This window comes from Mycolicibacterium sp. P4_G11 (assembly GCF_056555145.1).
Window position 1 is genome coordinate 293673 of the sequence record NZ_JBFUJW010000001.1, and the last position, 24285, is coordinate 317957.

The 24285-nt window shown below is 67.1% G+C and carries 24 protein-coding genes and 2 tRNA genes; 16 read left to right on the forward strand and 10 right to left on the reverse strand.

What is annotated here, in order from left to right; translation table 11 throughout:
- Window position 1 precedes the first annotated feature (1 nt).
- Entirely contained in the window at window positions 2–286 is a 285-nt protein-coding gene (locus AC1U2B_RS01410; RefSeq protein ID WP_480215400.1) for a hypothetical protein, read from the forward strand.
- Window positions 287–319: 33 nt separating this feature from the next.
- Here AC1U2B_RS01410 and AC1U2B_RS01415 read toward each other — a convergent pair whose 3' ends face one another.
- Window positions 320–1261, reverse strand: a complete 942-nt coding sequence (locus tag AC1U2B_RS01415) for a GNAT family N-acetyltransferase (protein ID WP_480215401.1) — start codon at window positions 1259–1261, stop codon at window positions 320–322.
- A gap of 203 nt (window positions 1262–1464) precedes the next feature.
- On the opposite strand from AC1U2B_RS01415, the gene AC1U2B_RS01420 reads away from it, so the two are divergent.
- Window positions 1465–1758 (forward strand): WXG100 family type VII secretion target, encoded by a 294-nt coding sequence (locus tag AC1U2B_RS01420; protein WP_480215402.1) that lies wholly within the window; start codon window positions 1465–1467, stop codon window positions 1756–1758.
- A 142-nt stretch (window positions 1759–1900) separates the two neighbouring features.
- Complete coding sequence (locus AC1U2B_RS01425; protein ID WP_480215403.1) at window positions 1901–2548, forward strand: hypothetical protein; 648 nt, start codon at window positions 1901–1903, stop codon at window positions 2546–2548.
- Window positions 2549–2729: 181 nt separating this feature from the next.
- On the opposite strand, the gene AC1U2B_RS01430 is transcribed toward AC1U2B_RS01425, so the two are convergent.
- Window positions 2730–3944 (reverse strand): MFS transporter, encoded by a 1215-nt coding sequence (locus AC1U2B_RS01430; protein ID WP_480215404.1) that lies wholly within the window; start codon window positions 3942–3944, stop codon window positions 2730–2732.
- Between the two features lie 104 nt (window positions 3945–4048).
- On the opposite strand from AC1U2B_RS01430, the gene AC1U2B_RS01435 reads away from it, so the two are divergent.
- The 5 genes from AC1U2B_RS01435 to AC1U2B_RS01455 all read left to right on the forward strand — a co-directional run bounded on the left by AC1U2B_RS01435 (window position 4049) and on the right by AC1U2B_RS01455 (window position 7814).
- Window positions 4049–5215 (forward strand): alpha/beta hydrolase family protein, encoded by a 1167-nt coding sequence (locus tag AC1U2B_RS01435; protein WP_480215734.1) that lies wholly within the window; start codon window positions 4049–4051, stop codon window positions 5213–5215.
- A gap of 26 nt (window positions 5216–5241) precedes the next feature.
- The gene (locus AC1U2B_RS01440) at window positions 5242–6024 is read left to right on the forward strand and encodes a fumarylacetoacetate hydrolase family protein (RefSeq protein ID WP_043393311.1); all 783 of its coding nucleotides are present in this window, start codon (window positions 5242–5244) and stop codon (window positions 6022–6024) included.
- A 1-nt stretch (window position 6025) separates the two neighbouring features.
- Window positions 6026–7483, forward strand: coding sequence for a glutamate--tRNA ligase (gene gltX, locus AC1U2B_RS01445; protein WP_480215405.1), 1458 nt, complete (start codon window positions 6026–6028; stop codon window positions 7481–7483).
- Between the two features lie 126 nt (window positions 7484–7609).
- Window positions 7610–7681, forward strand: a tRNA-Gln gene (locus tag AC1U2B_RS01450).
- 60 nt (window positions 7682–7741) lie between these two features.
- Window positions 7742–7814: transfer RNA gene (locus AC1U2B_RS01455), tRNA-Glu, on the forward strand.
- 53 nt (window positions 7815–7867) lie between these two features.
- On the opposite strand, the gene AC1U2B_RS01460 is transcribed toward AC1U2B_RS01455, so the two are convergent.
- The 3 genes from AC1U2B_RS01460 to AC1U2B_RS01470 form a co-directional block, all read right to left on the reverse strand.
- On the reverse strand, window positions 7868–9082 hold the full coding sequence (locus AC1U2B_RS01460) for a DUF1501 domain-containing protein (RefSeq protein ID WP_480215406.1): 1215 nt from the start codon (window positions 9080–9082) through the stop codon (window positions 7868–7870).
- A 9-nt stretch (window positions 9083–9091) separates the two neighbouring features.
- Complete coding sequence (locus AC1U2B_RS01465; RefSeq protein ID WP_480215407.1) at window positions 9092–10405, reverse strand: DUF1800 domain-containing protein; 1314 nt, start codon at window positions 10403–10405, stop codon at window positions 9092–9094.
- Between the two features lie 117 nt (window positions 10406–10522).
- Complete coding sequence (locus AC1U2B_RS01470) at window positions 10523–11224, reverse strand: IclR family transcriptional regulator (protein ID WP_043393323.1); 702 nt, start codon at window positions 11222–11224, stop codon at window positions 10523–10525.
- 75 nt (window positions 11225–11299) lie between these two features.
- On the opposite strand from AC1U2B_RS01470, the gene leuC reads away from it, so the two are divergent.
- From leuC to AC1U2B_RS01485, 3 genes are all read left to right on the forward strand, one after another.
- Window positions 11300–12724: a 3-isopropylmalate dehydratase large subunit gene (gene leuC, locus AC1U2B_RS01475; protein ID WP_480215408.1), complete on the forward strand. Its 1425-nt coding sequence runs from the start codon at window positions 11300–11302 to the stop codon at window positions 12722–12724.
- A 12-nt stretch (window positions 12725–12736) separates the two neighbouring features.
- Entirely contained in the window at window positions 12737–13330 is a 594-nt protein-coding gene (leuD, locus tag AC1U2B_RS01480; protein ID WP_043393330.1) for a 3-isopropylmalate dehydratase small subunit, read from the forward strand.
- A gap of 247 nt (window positions 13331–13577) precedes the next feature.
- Entirely contained in the window at window positions 13578–14234 is a 657-nt protein-coding gene (locus AC1U2B_RS01485; protein WP_480215409.1) for an HU family DNA-binding protein, read from the forward strand.
- 92 nt (window positions 14235–14326) lie between these two features.
- Here AC1U2B_RS01485 and mutT1 read toward each other — a convergent pair whose 3' ends face one another.
- From mutT1 to cofC, 3 genes are all read right to left on the reverse strand, one after another.
- Window positions 14327–15256, reverse strand: a complete 930-nt coding sequence (mutT1, locus tag AC1U2B_RS01490; protein ID WP_480215410.1) for an 8-oxo-(d)GTP phosphatase MutT1 — start codon at window positions 15254–15256, stop codon at window positions 14327–14329.
- A 63-nt stretch (window positions 15257–15319) separates the two neighbouring features.
- Entirely contained in the window at window positions 15320–17512 is a 2193-nt protein-coding gene (locus AC1U2B_RS01495; protein WP_260941420.1) for an RNA degradosome polyphosphate kinase, read from the reverse strand.
- Between the two features lie 85 nt (window positions 17513–17597).
- On the reverse strand, window positions 17598–18266 hold the full coding sequence (gene cofC / locus AC1U2B_RS01500; protein WP_480215411.1) for a 2-phospho-L-lactate guanylyltransferase: 669 nt from the start codon (window positions 18264–18266) through the stop codon (window positions 17598–17600).
- Between the two features lie 53 nt (window positions 18267–18319).
- On the opposite strand from cofC, the gene AC1U2B_RS01505 reads away from it, so the two are divergent.
- Genes AC1U2B_RS01505 through AC1U2B_RS01515 form a run of 3 tightly spaced genes read left to right on the forward strand, consistent with a single transcriptional unit; the run spans window position 18320 to window position 21546 of the window.
- Window positions 18320–19300, forward strand: a complete 981-nt coding sequence (locus tag AC1U2B_RS01505) for an NAD(P)H-dependent glycerol-3-phosphate dehydrogenase (protein ID WP_418005971.1) — start codon at window positions 18320–18322, stop codon at window positions 19298–19300.
- 3 nt (window positions 19301–19303) lie between these two features.
- Entirely contained in the window at window positions 19304–20416 is a 1113-nt protein-coding gene (locus tag AC1U2B_RS01510) for a cystathionine gamma-lyase (protein ID WP_480215412.1), read from the forward strand.
- 20 nt (window positions 20417–20436) lie between these two features.
- On the forward strand, window positions 20437–21546 hold the full coding sequence (locus AC1U2B_RS01515) for a D-alanine--D-alanine ligase family protein (RefSeq protein WP_043393341.1): 1110 nt from the start codon (window positions 20437–20439) through the stop codon (window positions 21544–21546).
- Window positions 21547–21570: 24 nt separating this feature from the next.
- Here AC1U2B_RS01515 and AC1U2B_RS01520 read toward each other — a convergent pair whose 3' ends face one another.
- Window positions 21571–22161: a DUF3515 domain-containing protein gene (locus AC1U2B_RS01520; RefSeq protein ID WP_043988236.1), complete on the reverse strand. Its 591-nt coding sequence runs from the start codon at window positions 22159–22161 to the stop codon at window positions 21571–21573.
- A gap of 69 nt (window positions 22162–22230) precedes the next feature.
- Here AC1U2B_RS01520 and AC1U2B_RS01525 point away from each other — a divergent pair, with 69 nt between their 5' ends.
- Both AC1U2B_RS01525 and AC1U2B_RS01530 read left to right on the forward strand, forming a co-directional pair.
- Complete coding sequence (locus AC1U2B_RS01525) at window positions 22231–23193, forward strand: thiamine-phosphate kinase (RefSeq protein WP_480215413.1); 963 nt, start codon at window positions 22231–22233, stop codon at window positions 23191–23193.
- Window positions 23194–23202: 9 nt separating this feature from the next.
- The gene (locus AC1U2B_RS01530; protein ID WP_480215414.1) at window positions 23203–23886 is read left to right on the forward strand and encodes a uracil-DNA glycosylase; all 684 of its coding nucleotides are present in this window, start codon (window positions 23203–23205) and stop codon (window positions 23884–23886) included.
- Between the two features lie 184 nt (window positions 23887–24070).
- Here AC1U2B_RS01530 and rpmB read toward each other — a convergent pair whose 3' ends face one another.
- Window positions 24071–24262 (reverse strand): 50S ribosomal protein L28, encoded by a 192-nt coding sequence (gene rpmB, locus AC1U2B_RS01535; protein ID WP_043393352.1) that lies wholly within the window; start codon window positions 24260–24262, stop codon window positions 24071–24073.
- Window positions 24263–24285: the final 23 nt, after the last annotated feature.

Here is a 24285-nt window from a genome sequence, read left to right on the forward strand (position 1 = left end):
CATGTCCTACGAGCATGAAAGCGCACTCGATCCGCGCACCGACCAGACGGTCGATCCACGGTATCTGCTCGGTGGTTATGTACTCGGGCTGGTCGCGATGTCGCTGGCGCCGGTGATCTATTTCTGGCTCTTCGCGCCGGCGGGCGCGCTGCTCGTCGCCGCGGTCGCCGTGCTGGTCGCGACGGTGCGGCCACGGTTTGACGACGTGGCTCGCGGCGCGTACTTCGCGGCGCTGTTCGGTTTGGCGGCGACGCTCGTGCTGTTCTTCGTCGGCGCTCAGCACTGACCGAGGTCCACGGTTCGCGCAGTCGGGTCTCGGCTACCGCCAGTCGTCGATGACGAACGCTCCTGGTCGGCTGTAGCCGTCGGAGTTCGGCCGATGCATAGCGACCCCCTGGATGTCGGTGCGAAAGCCCCGGGCCAGCATGCCGCTGTAGGCCTCGTGGCGGGCGGTATTCACACCAGCGGCAATTCTGGCCAATCCGTTTGTGGCGGAGAGTGATTCGACGGTGTCGAGCAGTTGGAAGAACGCAGTCTCGGCGCCGGGCCCGGGGCGCGCCGCGCCGAACTTGATGTAGCAGGTGCCGCTACCGGCTTCGGTGCCTGCGCCGTAATGGCACACCGCGACACCGGCGACGGAGGCGTCGTCCCACAGCAGGACTGTTTCGCCGAGTCCCTGATCGGCGACCGCACGGATTTCGGTGGTGAGGTCGAGACCGTCGAACAGTTCGCTGGTCAGCTCCCGGCATTCAGTCACGGCTGAATCTTGTTCAGCAGCAGTGAGTTCGGAGAACCGGATGGCGGTAGGTGCCGTGTGGTTCGGGTCGACGGTCTTGGACATCACGGCGGTGAGGAACCGCGGCCAGAAGCCGAATCGCTGGTAGAGCCCAACGTGTTTCGGGCTCTCTGCGAAGGTGAAAAGTCCGGTGTGCGTGGTCTGCCAACGGTCGAAGCAGTCGATGATCGGTTCCAGCAGTAGCCGTCCAATGCCGCGATCCCACAGGTCGGGGCGGATGGTCAGCGGGCCGAAAAAGCCGACGCTGCCCCAATGCGTCGCGAAGTTGGACCCGACGACCTCGCCGGAGTACTCGGCTGCGAAGGCACCCGACGGTTCGGTGCGCCAGCGGGTACGCACGTAATCGGCGTCGCCCATGAAGGTTTCGGGTTCGGGGAGACCGACGAATGTGCCGAAGGCGATGCGCGCGATGTGATCGGCTGTGTCGAGATCGTCCTCGCGTAGCGGTCGGATGTCGATCGTCATTGAGTCCTTTCGGTTGTCCATCGGGCATCCAGCTTGGCGTTTGATTGTTGCCTTTCGCTCCTGTTTCGCCAACAACAGCTCAGGCGGATGCTGTTCCAGCACGTCGAGAACAATGCCGTCTCGGGCGCCGGATCGCTCAGACAGCGGGTGTGTGAGCCTGATCAGCGTCGGGTGGTACCTCCGTCTGGTCATAGGATCAGGACATGGGACCCCGGCTTGAGGTCGACACTGCAGCACTGACCGTCGTCGGCAATCAGTTCAATTCGCTGGGCAGCGAACTCCAGGCAGCTGTGGCGCCGGTGGAGCCGGGACCAGACATTCAGCCCACCACCAACGCGGTCAATGGGGTTGTCGCCGCAACGAACCACGCGACTCGCGTCGCGGGATTCAGGGTGAACGCGTACGGCGTCAAGTTTCGACGTGCTGCGGCCGCCTACGACGCAGGCGATAAGGCCGGCGCCGAGAGGATCGATCGCACGATGAGGCCGGGTGGATAGCGGGCTTCGACGGTGAAAATGCCGACGGAGAAACAGATTCAAGCCTGGACCACCACGCATTTGGAGAAGGCCGCAGATGCCTGGGGCCAGCGGGCCGGCGTGCTTCAGAACCGTTCGACACTGATTGCTTCCCCTCGGCGAAATGATGTGGATATTGAAACTGGATCGCGGTCACGCTCCTGCCCACGTGCCGGCACGCCGCGCTCGGTCCACTATCGGGTTCGTAGTTCCGGCCTTTGTGCTGCTGGTTGGCTGCGCTCAACACGTCAGTGGCACGGCTCAGTCTCAGCCTCAGCTGGAGGTCGCGAAGCCAGCGGAGACCAAGACGCTGGTGGAAAAGCAGCCAGCGCAACCGCTTCCGAAGTTCGACGACTTCGCGACCGTCGTTGCTGAAAAATTCTACGTTCCGCTCCGCGGTGGCCCGACGTACCAGTTTGTGACCGCCACCGGAGTCAGGTGCGAGATCAACCTCAACGCGATGGGCTGTTACGCGAACTTCCCCGACCCGGACACACCCGCGAACACAGTATGTATGAGTGCGATACCCAAAGATCAGGCGACGTCGCATCCGCCGTACACCTATGTCATTCAATATGTCGAAGGCGAATGCGCACGTAGTTCAGATCGGACCGATCAGGTCCTCGAGGTAGGCACCAAGCTCGTTGCAGATTGGGGTCCGGCAGTTGGGCAATTCACCTGTGCCGCGGGTACACGTGAGTTGGTCACGTGCATCGACAATCACTCGAGCCACGGCTTCGTCCTACAGCCCACCGGCAGTTGGACGTTCTGACCGACGGGCAGTAGCCCTACGCCCAGCGTGAAGGTTGTCGGGGTAAGTCACGGCGTGTCGTCGCGTCGGGGCTCCCGCTCGGCGTAGGAGCGCCGCGTTTCCGACTACGCCTAAGGGGCGCACGGATTGACCGTGCGTCAGCGCTGACAAACCGCGAGTGGCGAACAGCGTAGGCGCACGATCAACTATTCGCTTCTGCGGAAACTGGCTTGTTGCGCAACGGATCTGCGGCCACCGGCACCAACGGCACGGCCAGCAGCGGGAACAGCGCACACACCGCGAACGCGGCCGGGAAACCGAAGACTCCGATCAGGGCCCCGAACGCCGGCGGCACGATGCCGGTGGTCAACAACTGCGACGTGTTCTGCACACCCAGTGCGCGTCCGCTCCAGAACGGCCCGGCGATTTCGGCAATCGCGGTGAAGGACAACCCGTTATCGGTCACCGTGACCACCGAAGCCACCACCATCACGAAAACCGCCACCGGCCAGTGCAAATAGTCGGTCAATGCCAGTAGGCCCATCGAAACTCCGGCAAAGACGGCGATGATCCGCACCGGTCCCAGCCGTGAGCCGGCCACGTCCGACCACCGGCCCGCAGCGATTCGCCCTGCGGCCCCGCATAATTGGGCCACGGTCACCATCACGCCCGCCGCGCCGGCTGACCAGCCGTGCGCCGTCATCAGCCACACCAGTGCGAAGGTCCAGACCAGACACTGGGGAACCACCAGCAGGACCGACACCGCGTGGATACGGGCCAACACCGACGATCCGCGGTACGGGTTGGCCAGATCGGTTGCGGGGGCGGAGGATCGGTGCGGACGCGGCGGATCGATGACGCCCACGGCCGTCACCACGGCCGCGACCAGACACGCGATGGCCGGGAACAACAGCGCGGCGGACACGCCTGACGACTCGGCCAGACGCGGAATCACCAAGGCGCCCAGCCCAACTCCCAGCGGTTGCGCCGTCTGGCGGATGCCCATCACCAGGCCACGCTGCTCCGGTGGGAACCAGCCGACGACCAATCGACCACTGGCGGAATTGGAGCTGGCGGCCGCCATGCCACCCAGCAACAGGAACGCGCCCACCGCCACCAACGAGTCGGCCCAGGCCGCCGCGAACGCGGCCAACGCGGTCAACAGCGCGCCGACCGTGAGCACCAACCGCTCGCCGACCCGGTCGACGACCCAGCCCCACGCGATCAGAGTCAGCACCATCCCGAAGCTCGGCATGGCAGACACCAGTCCGGCACGCGACAGGTCCAGCCCGCGTTCGCCGTGCAGCGTCGGGATCAGGAACGCGGCGCCGTTGATGAAGACGTTGGCGCACATCGTCGAGCCGAGCGCGATCACCAGCATCGACCAGCGGCGGGCGGCTGAGACGTTGGTGACCATGGCTTCATGGTGCCACCGTGATTCTCAAAATATGAATCATTATCTCAAAATATGAGACCGACTAGGGTCTGGACATGGCTCTGCGAGCGAACCTTTCACGATTGATGGCGGTCACGGCCGCTGCACTGGTATTCATCGCGGCACCGATGCCCACCGCATCGGCGGCGCCTCCACATTGGTCAGGTTTGGACGCCCGGGCATTTGCGGATCCGGTGCCGCCGCCGGGTGCGCTCATCCAGACCGTGCCGCTCGATCCCGCGCTGTCGGTCGGGGGTGCGGCGCGCGCCTACCGAATCCTGTATTCGACCACTGACCAACACAATTCGCCGGCAGTCAGTACCGGAGTGGTGTTTGTCCCGAAAGGCCAAGCGCCGCAGGGTGGGTGGCCCGTCATCGCCTGGGCGCATGGCACCGTCGGCCTCGGCGACGACTGCACGCCCTCGGCGCAGCCGCGCAGTGCGCGCGACAACGAGTACCTGTCCCATTGGCTGGATCAGGGGTACGTAGTGGTCGGTTCCGATTACACGGGTCTCGGCACCCCGGGTCTGATGAGCTACCTCAACAGTGTCGCCACGGCGCACGCCATCATCGACTCGGTGATCGCCGCGCATCACCTGGACCTGCCGCTGTCCCCGAAGTGGGCGCTGGTGGGCCAGTCGCAGGGCGGCGCGGCGGCGGTGGCCAGCGCGCGGTGGGCCACCGAATTCAGTAAGGGGACGGGCCTGGACTACCGCGGCGTCGTGGCCACGGGCACACCGGCGAACATCGATGACGTCGTCATCACGGCCGGTCCCGACATGGTGCTGCCGCCCGGGCTGGGGCCCATCGCATCGGCCTACACCGCCTACATCCTGGCGGGCTTCCGGGAAGCGCGGCCCGACCTCGACGTCAACAGTGTGCTCACCCCGGCTGGTCTGACCGCCGCCGACCAGGCCGAAACGCTGTGCACCGCACAGCTGAGCGCGGCCGTGACCGGTATGACGCCACCACAGTTCTTCTCCGCGCCGCTGGCGTCGCTACCTGGCATGCGCGGAGCGCTGGCCGACTTCATGGGCACGCCGGTCGCCGGCTACGACCGGCCGATTTTCCTCGGGGTGGGCCTCAAGGACCGTGACGTGCCGCCGTCGTCGACGCTGAAGTTCGCTGATCAGCTCAAGGCCAACGGCCAGGACGTGACGCTCAAGATCTACCCGGAGGACGACCACTCCAGCACCGTGCTGACCTCGATGGCGGACTCCACGCCGTTCCTGCAAGCCCAGTTCGCGGGCTGACCAGCGGGCCTCATTAGGCTGGGCGGATGCGCCTAGGTCGAATTGCCAGTCCAGACGGCGTCGCTTTTGTGGTGATCGAGGGCGACCCGAACTCCGATGCGGTCTGCAAAGAAATCGCTGAGCAGTACCTGTCCCGCAACCCCACCTTCACCGGGCGGTCGTGGCCGTTGGCCGACGTCCGGCTGCTGGCGCCGATCCTGGCCAGCAAGGTGGTCTGCATGGGCAAGAACTACGCGGCACACGCCCGCGAGATGGGCAGCGAGCCGCCCGAGGATCCGGTGATCTTCCTCAAGCCCAACACCGCGATCATCGGGCCGAACATCCCGATCCAGCTGCCCGCCGACGCCAACCCGGTGCACCACGAGGGTGAGCTGGCGGTCGTCATCGAGCGCCCCTGCAAGGACGTCCCGGCCGCCAAGGCGAAGGACTTCATCCTCGGCTACACCATCGCCAACGACGTCTCGGCGCGCGACCAGCAGCAGAAGGACGGCCAGTGGATGCGGGCCAAGGGACACGACACGTTCTGCCCGATCGGCCCGTGGATCGAGACGGCCGTCGACCCGGCGGATCTGGACATCCGGACCGAGGTGAACGGGCAGAAGCGTCAGGACAGCAACACCGCGCTGCTGCTGCATGACGTCGGCGCCATCATCGAATGGGTCTCGGCCGTCATGACGCTGCTGCCCGGCGACATCATCCTCACCGGAACGCCCGAGGGCGTCGGCCCGATCGAGGACGGCGACACCGTCAGCATCACCGTCGACGGCATCGGCACGCTCTCCAATCCTGTTGTACGCAAAGGGAAATAACGTGACTACACCTGTCAGGGTCCGCTTCTGCCCGTCGCCGACCGGCACCCCGCACGTCGGTCTGGTCCGTACCGCGCTCTTCAATTGGGCGTACGCGCGACACACCGGCGGCGACTTCGTGTTCCGGATCGAGGACACCGACGCCGCGCGCGACAGCGAGGAGAGCTACAACGCGATCCTCGACGCACTGCGCTGGCTCGGGCTGAACTGGGATGAGGGTCCCGAGGTCGGCGGCCCGTACGAGCCGTACCGGCAGTCGCAGCGCAGCGACCTCTACCGGGACGTCATCGCGAAACTGCTTGCCGCGGGTGAGGTGTACGAGGCCTACTCGACGCCCGAGGAGGTCGAGGCCCGGCACCTCGCGGCCGGCCGCAACCCCAAGCTGGGCTACGACAACTACGACCGGGATCTGACAGCCGAGCAGAAGGCCGCTTTCGAGGCGGACGGCCGAAAGCCGGTGCTGCGTCTGAAGATGCCCGACGAGGACATCACCTGGACCGACCTGGTGCGTGGTGAGACGACCTTCGCCGCCGGTGTGGTCCCGGACTTCGCGATCACCCGCGCGAGCGGAGATCCGTTGTACACCTTGGTCAATCCGGTCGACGACGCGCTGATGAAGATCACCCACGTGCTGCGCGGCGAGGATCTGCTGCCGTCGACGCCGCGGCAGATCGCGCTGTACCAGGCGCTGATCCGGATTGGCGTCGCTGATGCGGTGCCCCAATTCGCCCATCTGCCAAGCGTTCTCGGTGACGGCAACAAGAAGCTGTCCAAGCGCGACCCGCAGTCCAACCTGTTCCTGCACCGCGATCGTGGCTTCATTCCCGAGGGCCTGCTGAATTACCTGGCGCTGTTGGGCTGGGGCATCGCCGACGACAACGACATCTTCAGCCTCGACGAGATGGTGGCCGCCTTCGATGTGGCCAACGTCAACTCGAACCCGGCGCGATTCGACCAGAAGAAGGCCGACGCCATCAACGCCGAGCACATCCGCCGGCTGGCCCCGGAGGACTTCACCGCGCGGCTCAAGGCGTACCTCGCCGCGCATGGTCACGACACCACGTTGGACGACAAGGGTTTCGCCGCGGCGGCCGAGTTGATCCAGACCCGCATCGTCGTGCTCGGCGACGCATGGGACCTCGTGAAGTTCTTCAACGACGACGCCTACGCGATCGACGAGAAGTCGGCGGCCAAGGAACTCAAGCCCGAGGCCGCGGAGGTCCTGGACGCCACGCTGAGTGCCTTGGACGCCGTCACCGAATGGAACACCGCCAACATCGAAGCCGCGCTCAAGACCGCGCTGCTCGACGGCCTGGAACTCAAGCCGCGCAAGGCGTTCGGCCCCATCCGCGTGGCGGTCACCGGCGCGGCCATCAGCCCGCCACTGTTCGAGTCGATGGAACTGCTGGGCCGTGACCGCAGTCTGGCGCGGCTGCAGGCGGCCCGGAATGGGCTGTGAGCGGGCGATTTAATTCAGCGCCAACTATTTGGTAGTCTGCTCGTCGGCCCGGAAAGCAAAAGCGGCGAACATCCGCTCGGCGATTCGGTCCGAAGATGCCTGTGACCTGCGGTGATAGGCATCAAATGGGGTATGGTGTAATTGGCAACACTAGGGATTCTGATTCCCTCATTCTAGGTTCGAGTCCTGGTACCCCAGCTGCCGGAGCGATTAGGTCAGCAAGCTCAGTTAGGCTAAGCTGACGCTCCGGAAGTTCTAGCCCCCGTCGTCTAGCGGCCTAGGACGCCGCCCTCTCACGGCGGTAGCGTGGGTTCGAATCCCATCGGGGGTACGTACGAACGCCGGACCTGACAACAGGTCCGGCGTTTTGTCTTGTCCGGGGTATTACCTACCGCCGGTCAGGAATCCGATGTCCCGCCGTCCGCGGCCGACCGACGGCTCCGGGTCCGCGCCGAGGGTGCGGGACAGCAGTTCGTGATAAACGTCACGGAAGTCGACGGTCGTCTTGAGGTCGCCGTCGGTCAGGTCGGTCAGGCTCGGCTCGTCGCCGTAGAACCCGCCCGTGACGGGAGTGCCCGCGATGAACACCGGCCCCGAGGTGCCGTGGTCGGTGCCCTGTGAGGCATTGGCGGCGACCCGCCGCCCGAATTCTGAGTACATCAACACCACGACGTTGCGGCCGTAGGGCGTGCCCTGGAGCTTGTGGAAGAAGGGCGTCAGGGCGTCGTCGAGAGTCTTGAGCAACGCCTGCTGAGGGGCGCGTTCGTCGGCGTGTGTATCGAAACCCAGCAGCTGCGTCATGTACACCTGCGTGGGCACGCCGGCCCGGATGCAGCGGGCCACCAGTTCGAGGTCGTTGGCCAACTGGTTGTCGGCCTGGCCGATGGTCTGCAGGCGGCCGTTGATCACCGGTGCGAAGCGGGTGTTGGTGGAGTGGTTGGCCCGATAGGACTCGCACACCTGGCTCATGGCGGTGGTGTCGTTCGGGTCGTCGGTGCTGAGCGCGGCCAAGGTCCGCGCGACGTCGGGCGGGATGGCCGGGACGAAGTCGGAAAGCGATGCCGCGACGTGCTTTTGGCCGACGGCCAGCGGCGGCAGGACGGTGCCGATGTTGACGGCCCGGATCGGATCGTCACCGGTGGTGTCCAGCCAGCGGCCGATCCAGCCGCTGGTGACCGCGTCGACGGGATTGGCGGTCTGCCAGATGTCCATGGAGCGGAAATGGCTGCGGTCCGGCTTCGGGTAGCCGACACCGCGCACGATCGCGAGCTTGTTGGACTGCCACAGCTTCGACATCCCGGTGAGCGCGGGGTTGAGCCCGAACGCCGGGTCGAGCCGGAGCACTTCCTCCGGCTTGTAGGCGAGCTCGGGGCGGGCATCGTGATAGGCGTTGTCCGCGTATGGGATAACCGTGTTGAGGCCGTCATTGCCGCCGTACAGCGTGACGATCACCAGGATGCCCTGGTTGGCCTGCAGCGGGCGGTCTTGGGCTTCGTGGAGCAGATCGGGCAGGGTCACCGCGGCGACTCCGCCGAGCAGACCGGCCGCGCCGACCCCGGCGCTGGCGATCAAGAACTTGCGGCGATTGAACTCGGGCATCGGATCTCTTTAGGACGTCACGTATTCGGGGGTGATGACGGCCGCTGCCACCAGCCGGTGTGGATCGGAGACCAATGGTTTGAGGGCGGCTGCCGAGCGATCCGACCAGGCGCCGATGCCGAACAGGTACCCCACGCCGTCGATCCGTTCACTGGATGCCATCTTCTCGACCGCGCTGATGTCGCTGAGGGCCAGGAGCCGGTTCGCGGCCCAGACCCGTGCTGCCGCACTGTTCGTCGACAACCAGAGCTGTCCGCGCGGCCAGCCGCCGACGTCCGGCGGATAGAAGGGGCGCTGACCCATCACCCGGAGCACCTGGTCGAGGTCGGCGAGGACGTGGTCGTCGTCGAGCGGAACCGCCAGCGACCGCACGATGCCCATCAACCATTCCACTGGAGTGCTGACAACAGTGCCCGCGGCCTTGGTGAATTCGGGATCGAGCACCACGGCCTTGGTGAGCGCCTTGAGATCTCGGTTCGGGCCGTAGGCGGCGACCAGGCGGGTCACGGTGTCGGGGGAGGCCGGCTGGTCCGAAGCCAGTAGGCGCCACAGGGTTCCGGCGACGAAAGCGGCGGAGGCGGGCTGACGCAGCACGATGTTGCAGAAGTCGGTATCGGTGAGGTCGCCGGTGACACCGAGCACGGTCTTGACCGACTCGTCGTGATGTTCGGCGTAGACGGCGGTGCTGCCGTCGGGCCGCAGGTGCCGTCCGGTGAGGGCCTTGGCGCCCTCTTTCACGTCGATCTCGGTGTAGCCGTTGGCATGTCCCATGGTGAAGAGCTCCATGAACTCCCGGGACAGGTTCTCGTTGGGGGCCGCCGCGGTGTTGACGTCACCGTCCAGCCAGTGCAGCATCGCACCGTCCGTGAGCATGGCCCACGCCAGGCTGCCGAAGTCGCCGAGTTTGAGGGTCCGCAGCTTCTCGTTCTGCTCACCCATCAGCTGCGCGGCGTTGACCTTCTCCGCGGAGGTGGCAAAGTGGTTGTGCCACAACAGTGTCAGCTTCTCGTGGATGGGCTGCTGCACCGCGGCCATGCGGCGCAGCCACCAGCCGGACAGCACCTGCATGCGCGCCACGAGCTCCTGGCCGAAGGCGGCGATCTCGGTGGCCGACGCACCTGACGGTGGGTATTGCGGGATCGCGGATTTCGGCATCGGGGTCGCCACAGCGCCCGGGTCGGCGTTCGGATCGAGGCTCAGCACCCAGTCGAGATAGGCCGACCAGTCCTGTTTGACCACAGCGTCGACCTGGGCTCCGGTGGTTCCGAAGCCCGTGCGGCGCAGCATCCGTGCGGTTGCCAGCCACTGTGGTGGCTGCGACACGATGGAACCTACTTTCCTGCAGTGGGCGCCCGACCTTGCCGGGTCCACTACGAACTTAGGTGATCAGCGCTGTCGTTGCCGCCATATGCAGCGGATTCAAAGGTTTGCTGGTTTGCGTCAGAGCCGGCGGGTGAGCGCTTCGGCCGCGGCCAGCAGATCGCTGGCCCAGCGCACGCCGGGGCGGCGGCCCATCCGGTCGATCGGCCCGGACACCGACACTGCCGCGATCACCGCACCGCGGCTGTCCCGCACGGGTGCCGAGACGCTGGCCACGCCGGGTTCGCGTTCGGCGGCGCTCTGTGCCCAGCCGCGCCGGCGGACTTCGGCCAGCACCCGATCGGTGAACTTCGCAGTCGGCAGCACCGCCTGCTGGGTTGCGGGATCGCTGTATGCCAGCAGCACTTTGGCGCCGGAGCCGGCGGTCATCGGTAGCCGACTGCCGACGGGCACGGTGTCGCGCAGGCCGGACGGCGGTTCGAGGGCCATGACGCACACCCGGGCCAGGCCTTCCCGGCGATAGAGCTGCACGCTCTCGCCGGTGATCTCGCGCAGCCGGGGGAGCACCGCGCCTGCCGCGCTGAGCAGCGGGTCGTTGACCTGCCCTGCCAGCTCGGTCAGTGCCGGGCCGAGCCGCCACCGTCCTTCGTTGTCGCGGGCCAGAAGTCGGTGGACCTCGAGGCCCGCGGCCAGCCGGTGGGCCGTCGCCCGGGGCAGCCCGGTGCGGGTGCACAGTTCGGCCAGTCCACACGGTGACTCAGCCACTGAATGCAGCACACCCACCGCTTTGTCGAGGACGCCGATGCCGCTATCCTGTCTCACAGGGAGATACTAGCGTCCCGCATCGTGAGACGGTAGGTCAGCCTCCCCGGGTATCGCGGAAGGAACTGCACAGTCATGACGAACAAGCCACGCACCATGGCGGAGAAGGTCTGGGCGGACCATGTGGTGGTCGAGGGCAAAGGTGTTGGCGCCGCCCGCGAGCCCGATCTCATCTATATAGATCTGCATCTGGTGCATGAGGTCACCAGCCCGCAGGCGTTCGACGGTCTGCGCCTCGCCGGCCGGCCCGTGCATCGTCCGGATCTCACGATCGCGACCGAGGACCACAACGTCCCGACCATCGACATCGACAAGCCGATCGCGGATCCCGTGTCACGCACCCAGGTTGAGACGCTGCGGCGCAACTGCGCGGAATTCGGCATCCGCCTGCACTCGATGGGTGACGCGCAGCAGGGCATCGTGCACATCATCGGCCCGCAGCTGGGTCTGACCCAGCCCGGCATGACCGTGGTGTGTGGTGACAGCCACACTTCGACGCACGGCGCCTTCGGTGCCATCGCGATGGGCATCGGCACGTCCGAGGTCGAGCATGTGCTGGCGACCCAGACGCTGGCGCTCAAGCCGTTCAAGACCATGGCGGTCAACGTCGACGGCGAGCTGCCGCCGGGTGTCAGCGCCAAGGACATCATCCTCGCGGTGATCGCCAAGATCGGCACCGGTGGTGGTCAGGGCCACGTCATCGAATACCGCGGCAGCGCCATCGAATCGCTGTCGATGGAAGGCCGGATGACGATCTGCAACATGAGCATCGAAGCCGGCGCCCGCGCCGGCATGGTGGCCCCCGACGAGACGACGTTCGAGTTCCTCAAGGGCCGTCCGCACGCGCCGACGGGTGCGGACTGGGACGCGGCTGTGGCGGCGTGGACAGCGTTACGTACTGACGAGGGTGCCGAATTCGACACGGAGGTGCACCTCGACACGGCCACCTTGAGCCCGTTCGTCACGTGGGGTACCAACCCCGGACAGGGCGTGCCGCTGTCGGCGAATGTTCCTGACCCAGAACAAATGTTCGATGAGGGCGAGCGGCAGGCCGCGGAAAAAGCGTTGGCCTACATGGACCTTCAAGCCAACATGCCGATGCGGGATATCGCCGTGGACACCGTGTTTGTCGGTTCCTGCACCAACGGCCGGATCGAAGATCTGCGCGTGGTGGCCGACGTACTGCGTGGTCGCAAGGTCGCCGACGGGGTGCGGATGCTGGTGGTGCCCGGGTCGATGGCAGTGCGTGCGCAGGCCGAAACCGAGGGTTTGGGAGAGGTTTTCACCGCCGCTGGTGCCGAATGGCGGCAGGCTGGCTGCTCGATGTGTCTGGGCATGAACCCCGATCAGCTGGCTCCGGGTGAGCGCAGCGCGTCGACATCCAACCGGAATTTCGAAGGCCGCCAAGGCAAGGGCGGCCGCACCCACCTGGTGTCACCCGCCGTCGCCGCCGCCACCGCGGTGCGCGGAACCCTGTCCTCACCCGCCGATCTGAGCTAGGAGCGCACTGTAATGGAGGCTTTTCACACCCACACCGGAATCGGCGTTCCGCTGCGCCGGTCGAATGTCGACACCGACCAGATCATCCCCGCGGTGTACCTGAAGCGGGTCACCCGAACGGGTTTCGAGGACGGACTGTTCGCCGGGTGGCGCACCGATCCGTCGTTCATCCTCAACCTGCCGCCGTTCGACCGGGGCTCAGTTCTGGTCGCCGGCCCCGACTTCGGCACCGGCTCGTCGCGCGAACATGCGGTGTGGGCGTTGATGGATTACGGATTCCGCGTCGTCATCTCGTCGCGCTTCGCAGATATTTTTCGCGGCAATTCTGGCAAGGCCGGATTGCTCGCCGCGGAGGTCGCGCAGGACGATGTCGAACTGCTCTGGAAGCTCATCGAGCAGAATCCGGGGCTGGAAATCACTGTGAATCTTCAAGATCGGAATTTGACCGCGGGAACGGTCGTGCTGCCCTTCAAGATTGACGATTACACCGCATGGCGGCTGCTCGAAGGTCTTGACGATATAGGCCTTACGCTGCGGAAACTCTCGGAGATCGAAGCATTCGAGGCGAGCCGGCCGAGCTACAAACCCCGGACTCTGCCGGCCTGACCGAGTCGCTCCGCAGGTCCTGTCCGAGGGTCTGCGGAGCCATTTCGGCACTCGGGCGCAGCTCGAATCCCTGCCCCCGCAACCAGGTTCAAAAAACCCGCCAACACCTCCCAAGTGGGCCAACCAGATTGCCGAAATCCGTCATAGCAACGCCCGAAATTGGGCGTGGCTCTTGGAAATCGGCGGGTACTGGGTTTACCGTGTCCAGTAGTCGGTCCAGCCAGGGCCACTGAATCGGAGGTTTTGGATGAACAAAGCAGAACTCATCGATGCCCTGACAGAAAAGTTGGGCACCGATCGTCGTCAGGCCACCGCGGCCGTCGAGCACATCGTGGACACCATCGTGCGCGCCGTGCACAAGGGTGAGAGCGTCACCATCACCGGCTTCGGCGTCTTCGAGCAGCGTCGCCGCGCCGCACGCGTCGCGCGCAACCCGCGCACCGGCGAAACCGTCAAGGTGAAGCCGACGTCGGTTCCGGCATTCCGCCCGGGCGCGCAGTTCAAGGCCGTTGTCGCTGGCGCACAGCGTCTTTCGGCTGACGGTCCCGCCGTGAAGCGCGGTGCCACCGCCGCTCCGGCTAAGCGTGGCGCCGCCAAGAAGGCTGCCCCCGCGAAGAAGGCCGCTCCGGCCAAGAAGGCCGCCGCCACCAAGGCTCCGGCCAAGAAGGCGGCTCCCGCCAAGAAGGCTGCGGCTCCGGTCAAGAAGGCTGCTCCCGCCAAGAAGGCGGCACCGGTCAAGAAGGCTGCTCCCGCCAAGAAGGCTGCGGCTCCGGCCAAGAAGGCTGCGGCTCCGGCTAAGAAGGCGGCACCGGCTAAGAAGGCTGCTCCCGCCAAGAAGGCCGCACCGGCCAAGAAGGCCGCTCCGGCTAAGAAGGCTGCTCCCGCCAAGAAGGGCCGCCGCTAAGCCCTATCCGATAGGTCCGACTCGGACACGCCGTGGATCAACTGATCCACGGCGTGTCTGTGTGTGGGCTGGACGTACGGAACGGGCCGCCGCTAGCGCTTGGTCGGCAGCGGGCTGCCGATGTGGTCCGCGGCGACCAGCGCGTCGCCGTGCAGCGTCAACACCCACATGCTGCCCTTGCGATTACGCGATTTGTCGGGCCGGATTCCGCTGCGCTCGCACCACCACGAAATCAGGTCCGGGATCACCTTGCCCTGTGTGCAGATGACGGGCACCGTCTCGCCATCGCTTTTCGCGGCGATCTTCAGCACCCGCTTGCGCGCCGCGTCGGCGTCGGCCGCGTATGCCTCTTCGGTGAGTGTCGGCTCGTCCCGCACGCGGACACCGAGCTCTTGCGCCAGCGGTTCGACGGTCTGGTGGCACCGGGTCCGGGACGCCGCAAAGACGTCGCTGGCACCGAAAGCGAGCAGTTGGCCGACAAGCGATTCCGCTTGTGCCCGGCCTTTCTTGTCGAGCGGCCGGAGTCGATCGTCGCCCTTGTACCGGGCTTTGCGCCCCGCGGTGGCGTGCCGGACGATCAGCACGGTGCGGGTATCGGCCGGTCGACGGGTGAACCGTCGCAGCACCTTTCGATCATGGGGGTACTGCAGCCGGAGCATGGCGTCGGCCACTGGCAGCCAGTCGAGCTTGTCCACCTCTGAGTTGGGGCTGAACCCGCCGCCGCTGCTGCGGGCCGCCCAGTAGCGGACCTGCTTGGTGCCGCGCTCCAGGGGATAGCTGACGGAGGCCAGCCGCCGGCCCAGCACCGACTCGTACCCGGTCTCTTCCAGGATTTCGCGCACGGCGGTAACTGGTTCAGTCTCACCGGGATCCACCTTGCCCTTGGGCAGTGACCAGTCGTCGTAGCGCGGTCGGTGGACGACGGCGATCAACGGCTCTCCGGACTCGCCGGGGCGCCACAACACCGCCCCGGCGGCCAACACCGGCGTCGCCGGGGTGTCGTGCGCCGTCTTGTTCGGCACCTGTGCTCCTGGATGTGGTTGTCGGGGTCAGGTTTTCGCGCTACGTGAGGTGCCGACCGAAAACTACGGTGTGCGGTGCCGCTCCATGATCGACACCTGGTGATCCCGAACCTTCTCGCCTTCCCGGGGCAACGCCGTCCAGTGCCCGTCCGGGCCCAGCTCCCAGCAACGGGTGGCCGGGTCCATGCTCGAGTCGAACATCCCGCCCAGTTCCTCGGTCAGTCTCGGGTCCTTCACCTGTGCCATCACCTCGACGCGACGGTCGAGATTACGATGCATCATGTCGGCGCTGCCGATCCAGAATTCATTGATGGCGTTGAAGTGAATAATCCGTGAATGTTCAAGGAAGCGGCCGAGAATCGAGCGCACCACGATGTTCTCGGAGAATCCCGCGACACCCGGGCGCAACGCGCAGATACCGCGAACCACCACCTCGACGCGGACCCCGGCCTGCGACGCCCGGTACAGCGCGTCGATGACCTGCTCGTCGACCAACGCGTTCATCTTCAACCGGATGCGGCCGTCGCCGCCTGCCTGCTTGGCCTCGATCTCGCGCTCGATGCGCTCGATGATGCCGCGCCGCACACTGTGCGGGGCCACCAGCAAGTTGCGGTAGGACACCTTGCGCGAGTACCCGGTGAGCGAGTTGAAGAGGTCGGTCAGGTCGGCGCCGATGTCGGGCGACGCGGTCAGCAGGCCCACATCTTCGTACAGGCGTGCGGTTTTCGGGTTGTAGTTGCCGGTACCGATGTGGCAGTACCGACGGATGGTCGACCCTTCGCGCCGCACCACCAGGCACGTCTTGCAGTGGGTCTTGAGCCCGATCAGTCCGTACACCACATGCACGCCCGCCTGCTCCAGCTTGCGGGCCCACTTGATGTTGGCCTGCTCGTCGAAGCGGGCCTTGATCTCGACCAGCGCCACCACCTGCTTGCCGGCTTCGGCGGCGTCGATCAGCGCGTTGACGATCGGCGAGTCACCCGAGGTCCGGTACAGGGTCTGCTTGATGGCCAACACATTCGGATCGGCGGCGGCCTGCTCGATGAAACGCTGGACGGTGGTGGAGAAGGAGTCGTACGGATGGTGCACCAGGACGTCGCCGTCTCGCAGCGTCGAGAAGATGCTCTTCGGAGTTTCCCGTTCGCCGAAAGCCGGGGGAGTGGCCGGCACGAACGGGCGGTCCTTCAGGTCGGGCCGGTCCACGCCGTAGACCTGCCACAGTGACGAAAGGTCCAGCAGCCCAGGCACTTCGATGACATCGCCGGGGTGCACGTCCAACTCGCGAAGGAGTAGGTCGAGCATGTTCTCGGTCATGTCGGTCGCGACCTCGAGCCGCACCGGCGAGCCGAACCGGCGGCGCGCCAGCTCACGTTCCAGCGCCTGCAGCAGATCCTCGTCGCGGTCCTCTTCGACTTCGAAGTCCGCATTGCGGGTGATCCGGAACGCGTGATGTTCGACGATCTCCAGCCCGGGGAACAGCACCGGCAGGAACGCCGAGATCAGTGCCTCCATCGGCAGGAACCGCACCCGGGGTTTGGCGCCCTCAGCCGTGTCACCCGACTCATGCAGCTCCACGAACCTGTCGACGTTGTCCGGCACCTTGATTCGGGCGAAGTGCTGCGTGCCGTCGTCGGGATTGCGCACCGTGATGGCCAGGTTGATGCTCAGGCCGCTGACGAACGGGAACGGGTGCGCCGGGTCGACCGCCAGCGGCGTCAACACCGGGAACACCTGCTCGTGGAAATAGGTGGACAGCTTGGACTGCTCGTGCTCGTCGAGCTCGCTCCAGTTGACGATGGTGATGCCCTGCTCGGCCAGCGCGGGCCGCACCACATCACCGAACACGGCGGCCTGCCGGCTGGAAATCTGCTGGGTGCGTTCACCGATCCGGCGCAGCTGTTCGCGCGGCGACAGGCCGTCCGCCGACCGCACCGACAGGCCGGTCTCGTCGCGGCGCTTCAGCCCGGCCACCCGAACCATGTAGAACTCGTCGAGATTCGATGCGAAGATCGCCAGGAACTTGGCCTGCTCCAACAGCGGCAGTGACGTATCGGCGGCCAGTGCCAACACCCTGGCATTGAAGTCCAGCCAGCTCAGCTCCCGGTTGAGGTACCGGTCATCGGGGAGCGCGCTGTCCGTCGGATCCGCGGTGGCCGCGGGCAGCGGTTCCGGGTCGGAGTCGGCAGCCGCCCGCGCAGGCGGGCCGCCGACTGAGGCCCGCTCGGTCTGTATTGATCTGGTGTCGGCTTCGGTCACCCCGACGATCATTCCCTATCGACAGGGCGCAGGCCACACGGTTGGTGAACCCGGATCGCCGGACACCGGCGTCGGGACCTCACCGCTACGCGCCGACGATCAGGGTCGTCGCGGGGCCGACGCCAAGTCTGCGCGCCGCCTCCAGATCATCCGGCGTATCGATGTCGCAGCGCAGCCCCGGCCACTCGCCCGACAGCTCCACCGCGCCCGAATCGGCATGGCGCCGTGCGGAATCGACACCGAACTCGGGGCCGAGCGGCGCGGCGAAGGCGAAGAGTGCCGCAGTGCCGGTGCGGTGCCGGTCGGCGATGAAACTGCGGGCATGCTGACGCGCACCGGCGATGGCCTCGGCCAGTTCCGCGGTGCGGAGCGCGGGCAGGTCGCCTTGCAACACCGCGATGTTCGTCACCCGGCCCCGCAGGGCCTGCTCCGTGGCGGCGAGTGCGTGATTCAACGGATCGGGGTGTCCGGCCGGAGTGGGGTCCAGCAGTACGTCGGCACCGAGCTCGCGCACCGCGGCGGCGGCGTCCGCGTCCGGGGTGACGACAGTCACGGAGCCGACGGCCGGCACTGCCAGGGCGGCGGTGATGGTGTCGAGGAGCATCGCCAACACCACCTGCTCGCGCAGGTCGCCGGCGAAAACCGGGGCCAGTCGGGTCTTGGCCGCGGCCAGCCGTTTCACCGCGATGATCAACCCGACACCGGCGGCATCGCCGACCGTCTCCACACTCGGGTCGCTGCTCATGACCGCCATACTGCCAAAGCCTGGGCGGGACTAGTCTTGACGCCGTGGTGGAGGCAGCGGTGATGGGTGCCGGCGCGTGGGGGACGGCACTGGCGAAAGTCCTGGCGGACGCGGGCAGCAACGTGACGTTGTGGGCGCGCAGTGCGGAGGTGGCGCGCGAGATCAACGAGACCCACCGGAACTCGAAATATCTCGGTGACCGGGCGCTTCCGGCGGCCATCAAGGCAACCGCGGACCCCGCCGAGGCGCTGACCGGCGCCTGCACCGTGTTGTTGGCGGTGCCGTCCCAGACGCTGCGTACCAACCTGACCGACTGGACCGGACATCTCGGTGCCGACGCCACGTTGGTCAGCGTGGCCAAGGGCATCGAACTCGACAGCCTGTTGCGCATGAGCCAGGTCATCGTCCAGGTGACGGGTGCCGATCCGAGCCGGGTTGCCGTGCTCAGCGGGCCCAACCTGGCCAGCGAAGTGGTCGACGAGCAGCCGGCCGCCACCCTGATCGCGTGCACCGATTCCGGACGTGCGGTCGCGTTGCAGCGCGCATTCGCGACCGGCTACTTCCGGCCGTACACCAACGCCGACGTGATCGGCGCCGAAGTCGGCGGGGCGTGCAAGAACGTCATCGCCTTGGCCTGCGGGATGGCGGCGGGTGCCGGGTTCGGCGAGAACACCGCCGCCGCGATCATCACCCGAGGCCTGGCGGAGATCATGCGATTGGGAATCGCGCTCGGCGCCAAGGGCGTAACGCTGGCCGGGCTGGCCGGCGTCGGCGATCTGGTTGCCACCTGCACCTCGCCGCAGTCCCGCAATCGCAGTTTCGGCGAGCGCCTGGCGCGCGGCGGCACCATGGAATCGGCGATGGCCGCGGCCAGCGGCAAGGTCGCCGAGGGCGTCACGTCCTGCCAGTCGGTGCTGGCGCTGGCCGAGAGCTACGACGTCGAGATGCCGCTGACCGACGCGGTGAACCGGGTGTGCCACAAGGGTTTATCGGTGGACCAGGCGTTCGCGCTGTTGCTCGGCCGCAGCACCAAGCCGGAGTGAGCCATGGACGGCCAGCTCGGCGATTCCACTCGTAGCGTCAAAGCGACTGCATCGCAACGGGTTCCAGGGCAGCCGGTGGCGCCGCCCCCGGTCCCGGTGGCCGCCTATCACCTGTCCGACGACGAATCGGACGGTCTGGACTTCTACGGCCGCAACTCGAATCCGGCCTGGCGCCAACTGGAATCGGCGCTGGCGGAACTGGAAGGTGCCATCTCGGCGCTGACGTTCTCGTCGGGTATGGCCGCAATTTCCTCGGCGCTGCGGGTGCTGGCGACTCCGGGCACCACCCTGGTGGTCCCGGCCGACGGCTACTACCAGGTACGCCGGTACGCGGCTGAGCATCTCGCGGCCCGCGGTGTCACCGTCATCGAGGCGAGCGCCGCGGAAATCTGCGGCGCGGCCGAGCATCTCTCCCATGCCGACGTGGTGGTCGCCGAATCGCCGGTCAACCCGACGCTGGACGTCGTCGACCTGCACCGGTTGTCCACGATCTGCCGGTCCCGCGGCGCGACCCTGGTGGTGGACAACACCGCTGCCACCCCGCTCGGCCAGCAGCCGCTGTCACTTGGCGCCGACCTGGTGGTGGCCAGCGCGACCAAGGGGCTGTCCGGGCACAGCGATCTGCTGGCCGGCTACGTCGCGGGGTGTCACCGGGAACTGATGGCCGCCATCGAGCGCGAGCGGGTGCTGGCCGGCGCGATCCTCGGGCACTTCGAGGCCTGGCTGGCGCTGCGCAGCCTGGGCACCGCCGGTCTGCGGTTCGAACGGCAGTGCGGCAACGCCCTCGCGCTCGCCATGACGCTCGATGCCCATCCGGCCGTGCGGTCCGTGCGCTATCCCGGGCTGCCGACCGACCGCGCGCATCCCGTGGCGCGGGACCAGATGCGGCGTTTCGGTGGCCTCGTCGCGATCGAGCTGGCGGACGCCGCCGCCGTGCACGACCTGGTCAACCGCAGTCAGCTGTTGGTCGCGGCGACCAGTTTCGGTGGCATCCACACCTCGGTCGACCGGCGTGCACGCTGGGGCGATGCGGTGTCGCCGGGCTTCGCGCGGATTTCACTCGGCATCGAGGACGTCGACGACCTACTGGCCGACATCACGGGTGCGCTCGGGTAGCCGGGTAGCCTCTCTAGGTTGTGACTGCCCCTCAATCCTCAGCAGCCGCCGGTCGTACCCGGGTCGCCGTCGTTTACGGCGGACGCAGCTCCGAGCACGCCATCTCCTGTGTTTCGGCCGGGAGCATCCTGCGCAACCTGGACCCGGCCCGCTACGAGGTCGTCGCCGTCGGTATCACCCCGGAGGGTTCCTGGGTGCTCGGTGACGGCCGTCCGGAGACCCTGGCCATCACCGACGGGCAGCTGCCCGGCGTCACCGCCGCATCCGGCACCGCGCTGACGCTGGCCGCCGACCCGAACCGCCGCGGTGAACTGCTGTCGTTGCAGGACGATGTCGCACAGGTGCTGACGGCCGTCGACGTCGTCTTCCCGGTGCTGCACGGCCCCTACGGCGAGGACGGCACCATCCAGGGCCTGCTGGAACTCGCCGGCGTGCCGTATGTCGGTGCGGGTGTGCTGGCCAGCGCGGCGGGGATGGACAAGGAATTCACCAAGAAGCTGCTGGCCGCCGACGGGCTGCCGATCGGCGATCAGGTGGTGCTGCGGCCGCGCGACGTGACGCTGAGCCTCGATGACCGCGAGCGCCTGGGCCTGCCGGTGTTCGTCAAGCCGGCCCGCGGTGGCTCGTCCATCGGCGTGAGCCGGGTCGCTTCGTGGGACGAGCTGGATCAGGCCATCGCCTATGCGCGCCAACATGATCCGAAGGTGATCGTCGAAGCCGCGATGCCCGGCCGTGAAGTGGAATGCGGTGTGCTGGAGTACCCGGACGGCCGCATCGCGGCCAGCGAGCTGGGCGAGATTCGCGTCGGTGGCGGGTTCTACGACTTCGCCACCAAGTATCTCGAGGACGCGGCCGAGCTCGATGTGCCGGCCAAGGTCGATGACGAAATCGCCGATGAGATAAGGCAATTGGCCATCCGCGCGTTCAAGGCGCTGGACTGCCAGGGCCTGGCCCGCGTCGACTTCTTCCTGACCGAGAACGGGCCGGTGATCAATGAGATCAACACCATGCCCGGGTTCACGACCATCTCGATGTACCCGCAGATGTGGGCTGCCAGCGGAGTCGACTACGCCACCCTGCTGAGCGTCATGGTGGACACCGCGCTCGGCAGAGGCACTGGTTTGCGCTGACGCGCAGGGGAAGACCGACCTGCGCTAGCGGGCCGGCGCCGGGTCCAGCGGACGGGCCGGCATCACCTTTTCGATGAGCTCGGAGACGGTCTGGATCGGTGTCGGGCCGGAACCCTGCGGCAGCGTCAGCGCCACGTAGGTGGTCCCTTTGCCGTCGCCGACCACACCGTGATCGACGGCGTACCAGGTGCTGGCGCTCGGGCCGCTGGCCTCGAACCACGACACCGCGTTGACCATCTGCAGCGGTGCTCCGACGACGAAACCGTCGGGTCGCTCGACGCCGCAGCGCAGCACCACCGCGTCGATGCCGGTCGGGCCCAGCCAGGCAGCGGCACCCGCAGGGGCGGGGTCGGCGAGCGTCGCCCGGCGGAAGTCGCCCATGGTGTCGGGCAGTGCGGCGAGCAGCGCGCGGCACTGCTCGCTGTCGGCCTGCGGCGCCGGGGCGCTCGCCAGCGGGATCGCGACCGGTTTGTCCTCAGGCGCTTGGCGCAGCGCCGCATATGCGAGCAGGCCGACGATCGCCGCGACCGCCACCACGATGGCCGCGATGATGGCGCCGCGGGGTGGGCCATCTGGATCACCCGTCAGATCGCGATGGTCACCGGGTTCGGTCATGACGGCAACTCTAGAGCGCCGCTCGCCCCGGGAGGCCGAGAGCGGTCACCCTGCATAGACTCCACCACCATGACCAGCGCTGAATCCGGGGAGACCCTGGCGGGGCTCGGCGAGTTCGCGGTGATCGGGCGGTTGACCGCCCGCCGCCGGCAGCCCGCCGAGGTCGTCGTCGGCCCGGGTGACGATGCCGCACTCCTGACGGCCGCCGATGGCCGGGTCGTGGTGTCCACCGACATGCTGGTCGAGGGGCGTCATTTCCGGCTGGACTGGTCCACGCCGCATGACGTGGGGCGCAAGGCAATTGCGCAGAACGCCGCGGACATCGAGGCGATGGGGGCGCGGGCGTATGCGTTCGTCGTCGGCTTCGGCGCACCGTCCGACACCGCGGCCGCGGATGCGCAGCGACTGTCCGACGGAATGTGGTCGGAGGCAACGAAATTCGGAGCCGGAATTGTCGGCGGCGACCTGGTGGCCGCGCCGCAGTGGGTGATCTCGGTGACCGTACTGGGCGACCTCGGTGGCCGTCCACCCGTGCTGTTGTCCGGTGCGCAACCGGGGGACACCGTGGCGGTGGTTGGTGACCTGGGCTGGTCCGGTGCTGGATATTCCTTGTGGCGCGGCGGTATCCACGAGTTCGACGAGCTGCGGAGGCGGCACCTGGTGCCGCGGGTCCACTACGGGCAGGGGGCGGCKGCCGCGGCAGCCGGTGCGACGGCCATGACCGACGTGTCCGACGGATTGGTGGCCGACCTCGGCCACATTGCGGAGGCCTCGGGCGTCGCCGTCGACCTGTCGACGGTGGCGCTCGATGCCGACGTGGCCACGCTGACACCGGCGGCCGCGATGGTCGGCGGCGACGCCCGCGACTGGGTGCTCGGCGGCGGCGAGGACCACGTGCTGGTCGGCACCTTCGGTGGCGCGCTGCCGGCCGGCTGGCGGGCCATCGGGACCGTGCTGTCCGGAGCGCCGCGCGTCACCGTCGACGGCGCGTCGTGGCATGGAGCCGGCGGCTGGGAATCGTTCGGTCAGTAAGGTACTGGCGTGACTGCCCGACCCCTGCAAGACCTGATCGACCCCGGCTGGGCCCTGGCCCTGGAACCAGTCGCCTCCGAGATCGCTGCGATGGGCGAATTCCTGCGCGCCGAGAACGCGGCCGGCCACGGCTATCTGCCGGCCGGGGAGAATGTGTTGCGCGCCTTCACCTTCCCTTTCGACGAGGTGCGGGTGCTGATTGTCGGCCAGGACCCGTATCCGACCCCGGGGCATGCCGTCGGCCTGAGTTTCTCGGTGGCGCCCGACGTGCGACCGCTGCCGCGCAGCCTCTCCAACATCTTCACCGAGTACACCGCAGACCTGGGGTACGAGCAGCCGGGCTGCGGGGATCTGAGCCCGTGGTCGAAGCAGGGCGTCATGATGCTGAACAGGGTGCTGACGGTCCGGCCGGGCAATCCCGCCTCGCATCGCGGGAAGGGCTGGGAGGCCGTCACCGAATGCGCCATCAAGGCGCTCATCGCCCGGCCACAGCCCTTGGTGGCCGTGCTGTGGGGCCGAGACGCGCAGACCCTCAAGCCCATGCTCACCGGCGAGCGGTGCGCGAGCATCGAATCGGTGCATCCGTCACCACTGTCGGCATCCCGCGGATTCTTCGGGTCCCGGCCGTTCAGCCGGGCCAACGAGCTGCTGACCCGCCTCGGTGCGGACCCCATCGACTGGCGCCTGCCCTAATCCCGCCAGAGGCCGTGTTTGTACGGCGACACGCCCGTTTTGGTGTGCCTTGTGCGGCCGCTCGCCGCTGGTGAGCGGCCGCAGCCACTACCTGAAGACACACGAAAGCGCTGCGCGGGTTTCGCGCAGCGCTTTCGAGTAAGACTTCAGTTGTAGGCGGAGTAAATCCACCCGAGAGCCGGAACTAACGGCTGACTTTGCCGGCCTTGATGCAGGAGGTGCAGGCGTTGATCCGCTTGCGGTTGCCACCCGGACGGTCGACCGCACGCACGGTCTGAATGTTCGGATCCCAGCGGCGGTTGGTCCGACGGTGGGAGTGCGAGACGGACATACCGAAGCCCGGTCCCTTTCCGCAGATGTCGCACACGGCGGCCATGAAGAACTCCTCGAAATCAGTAC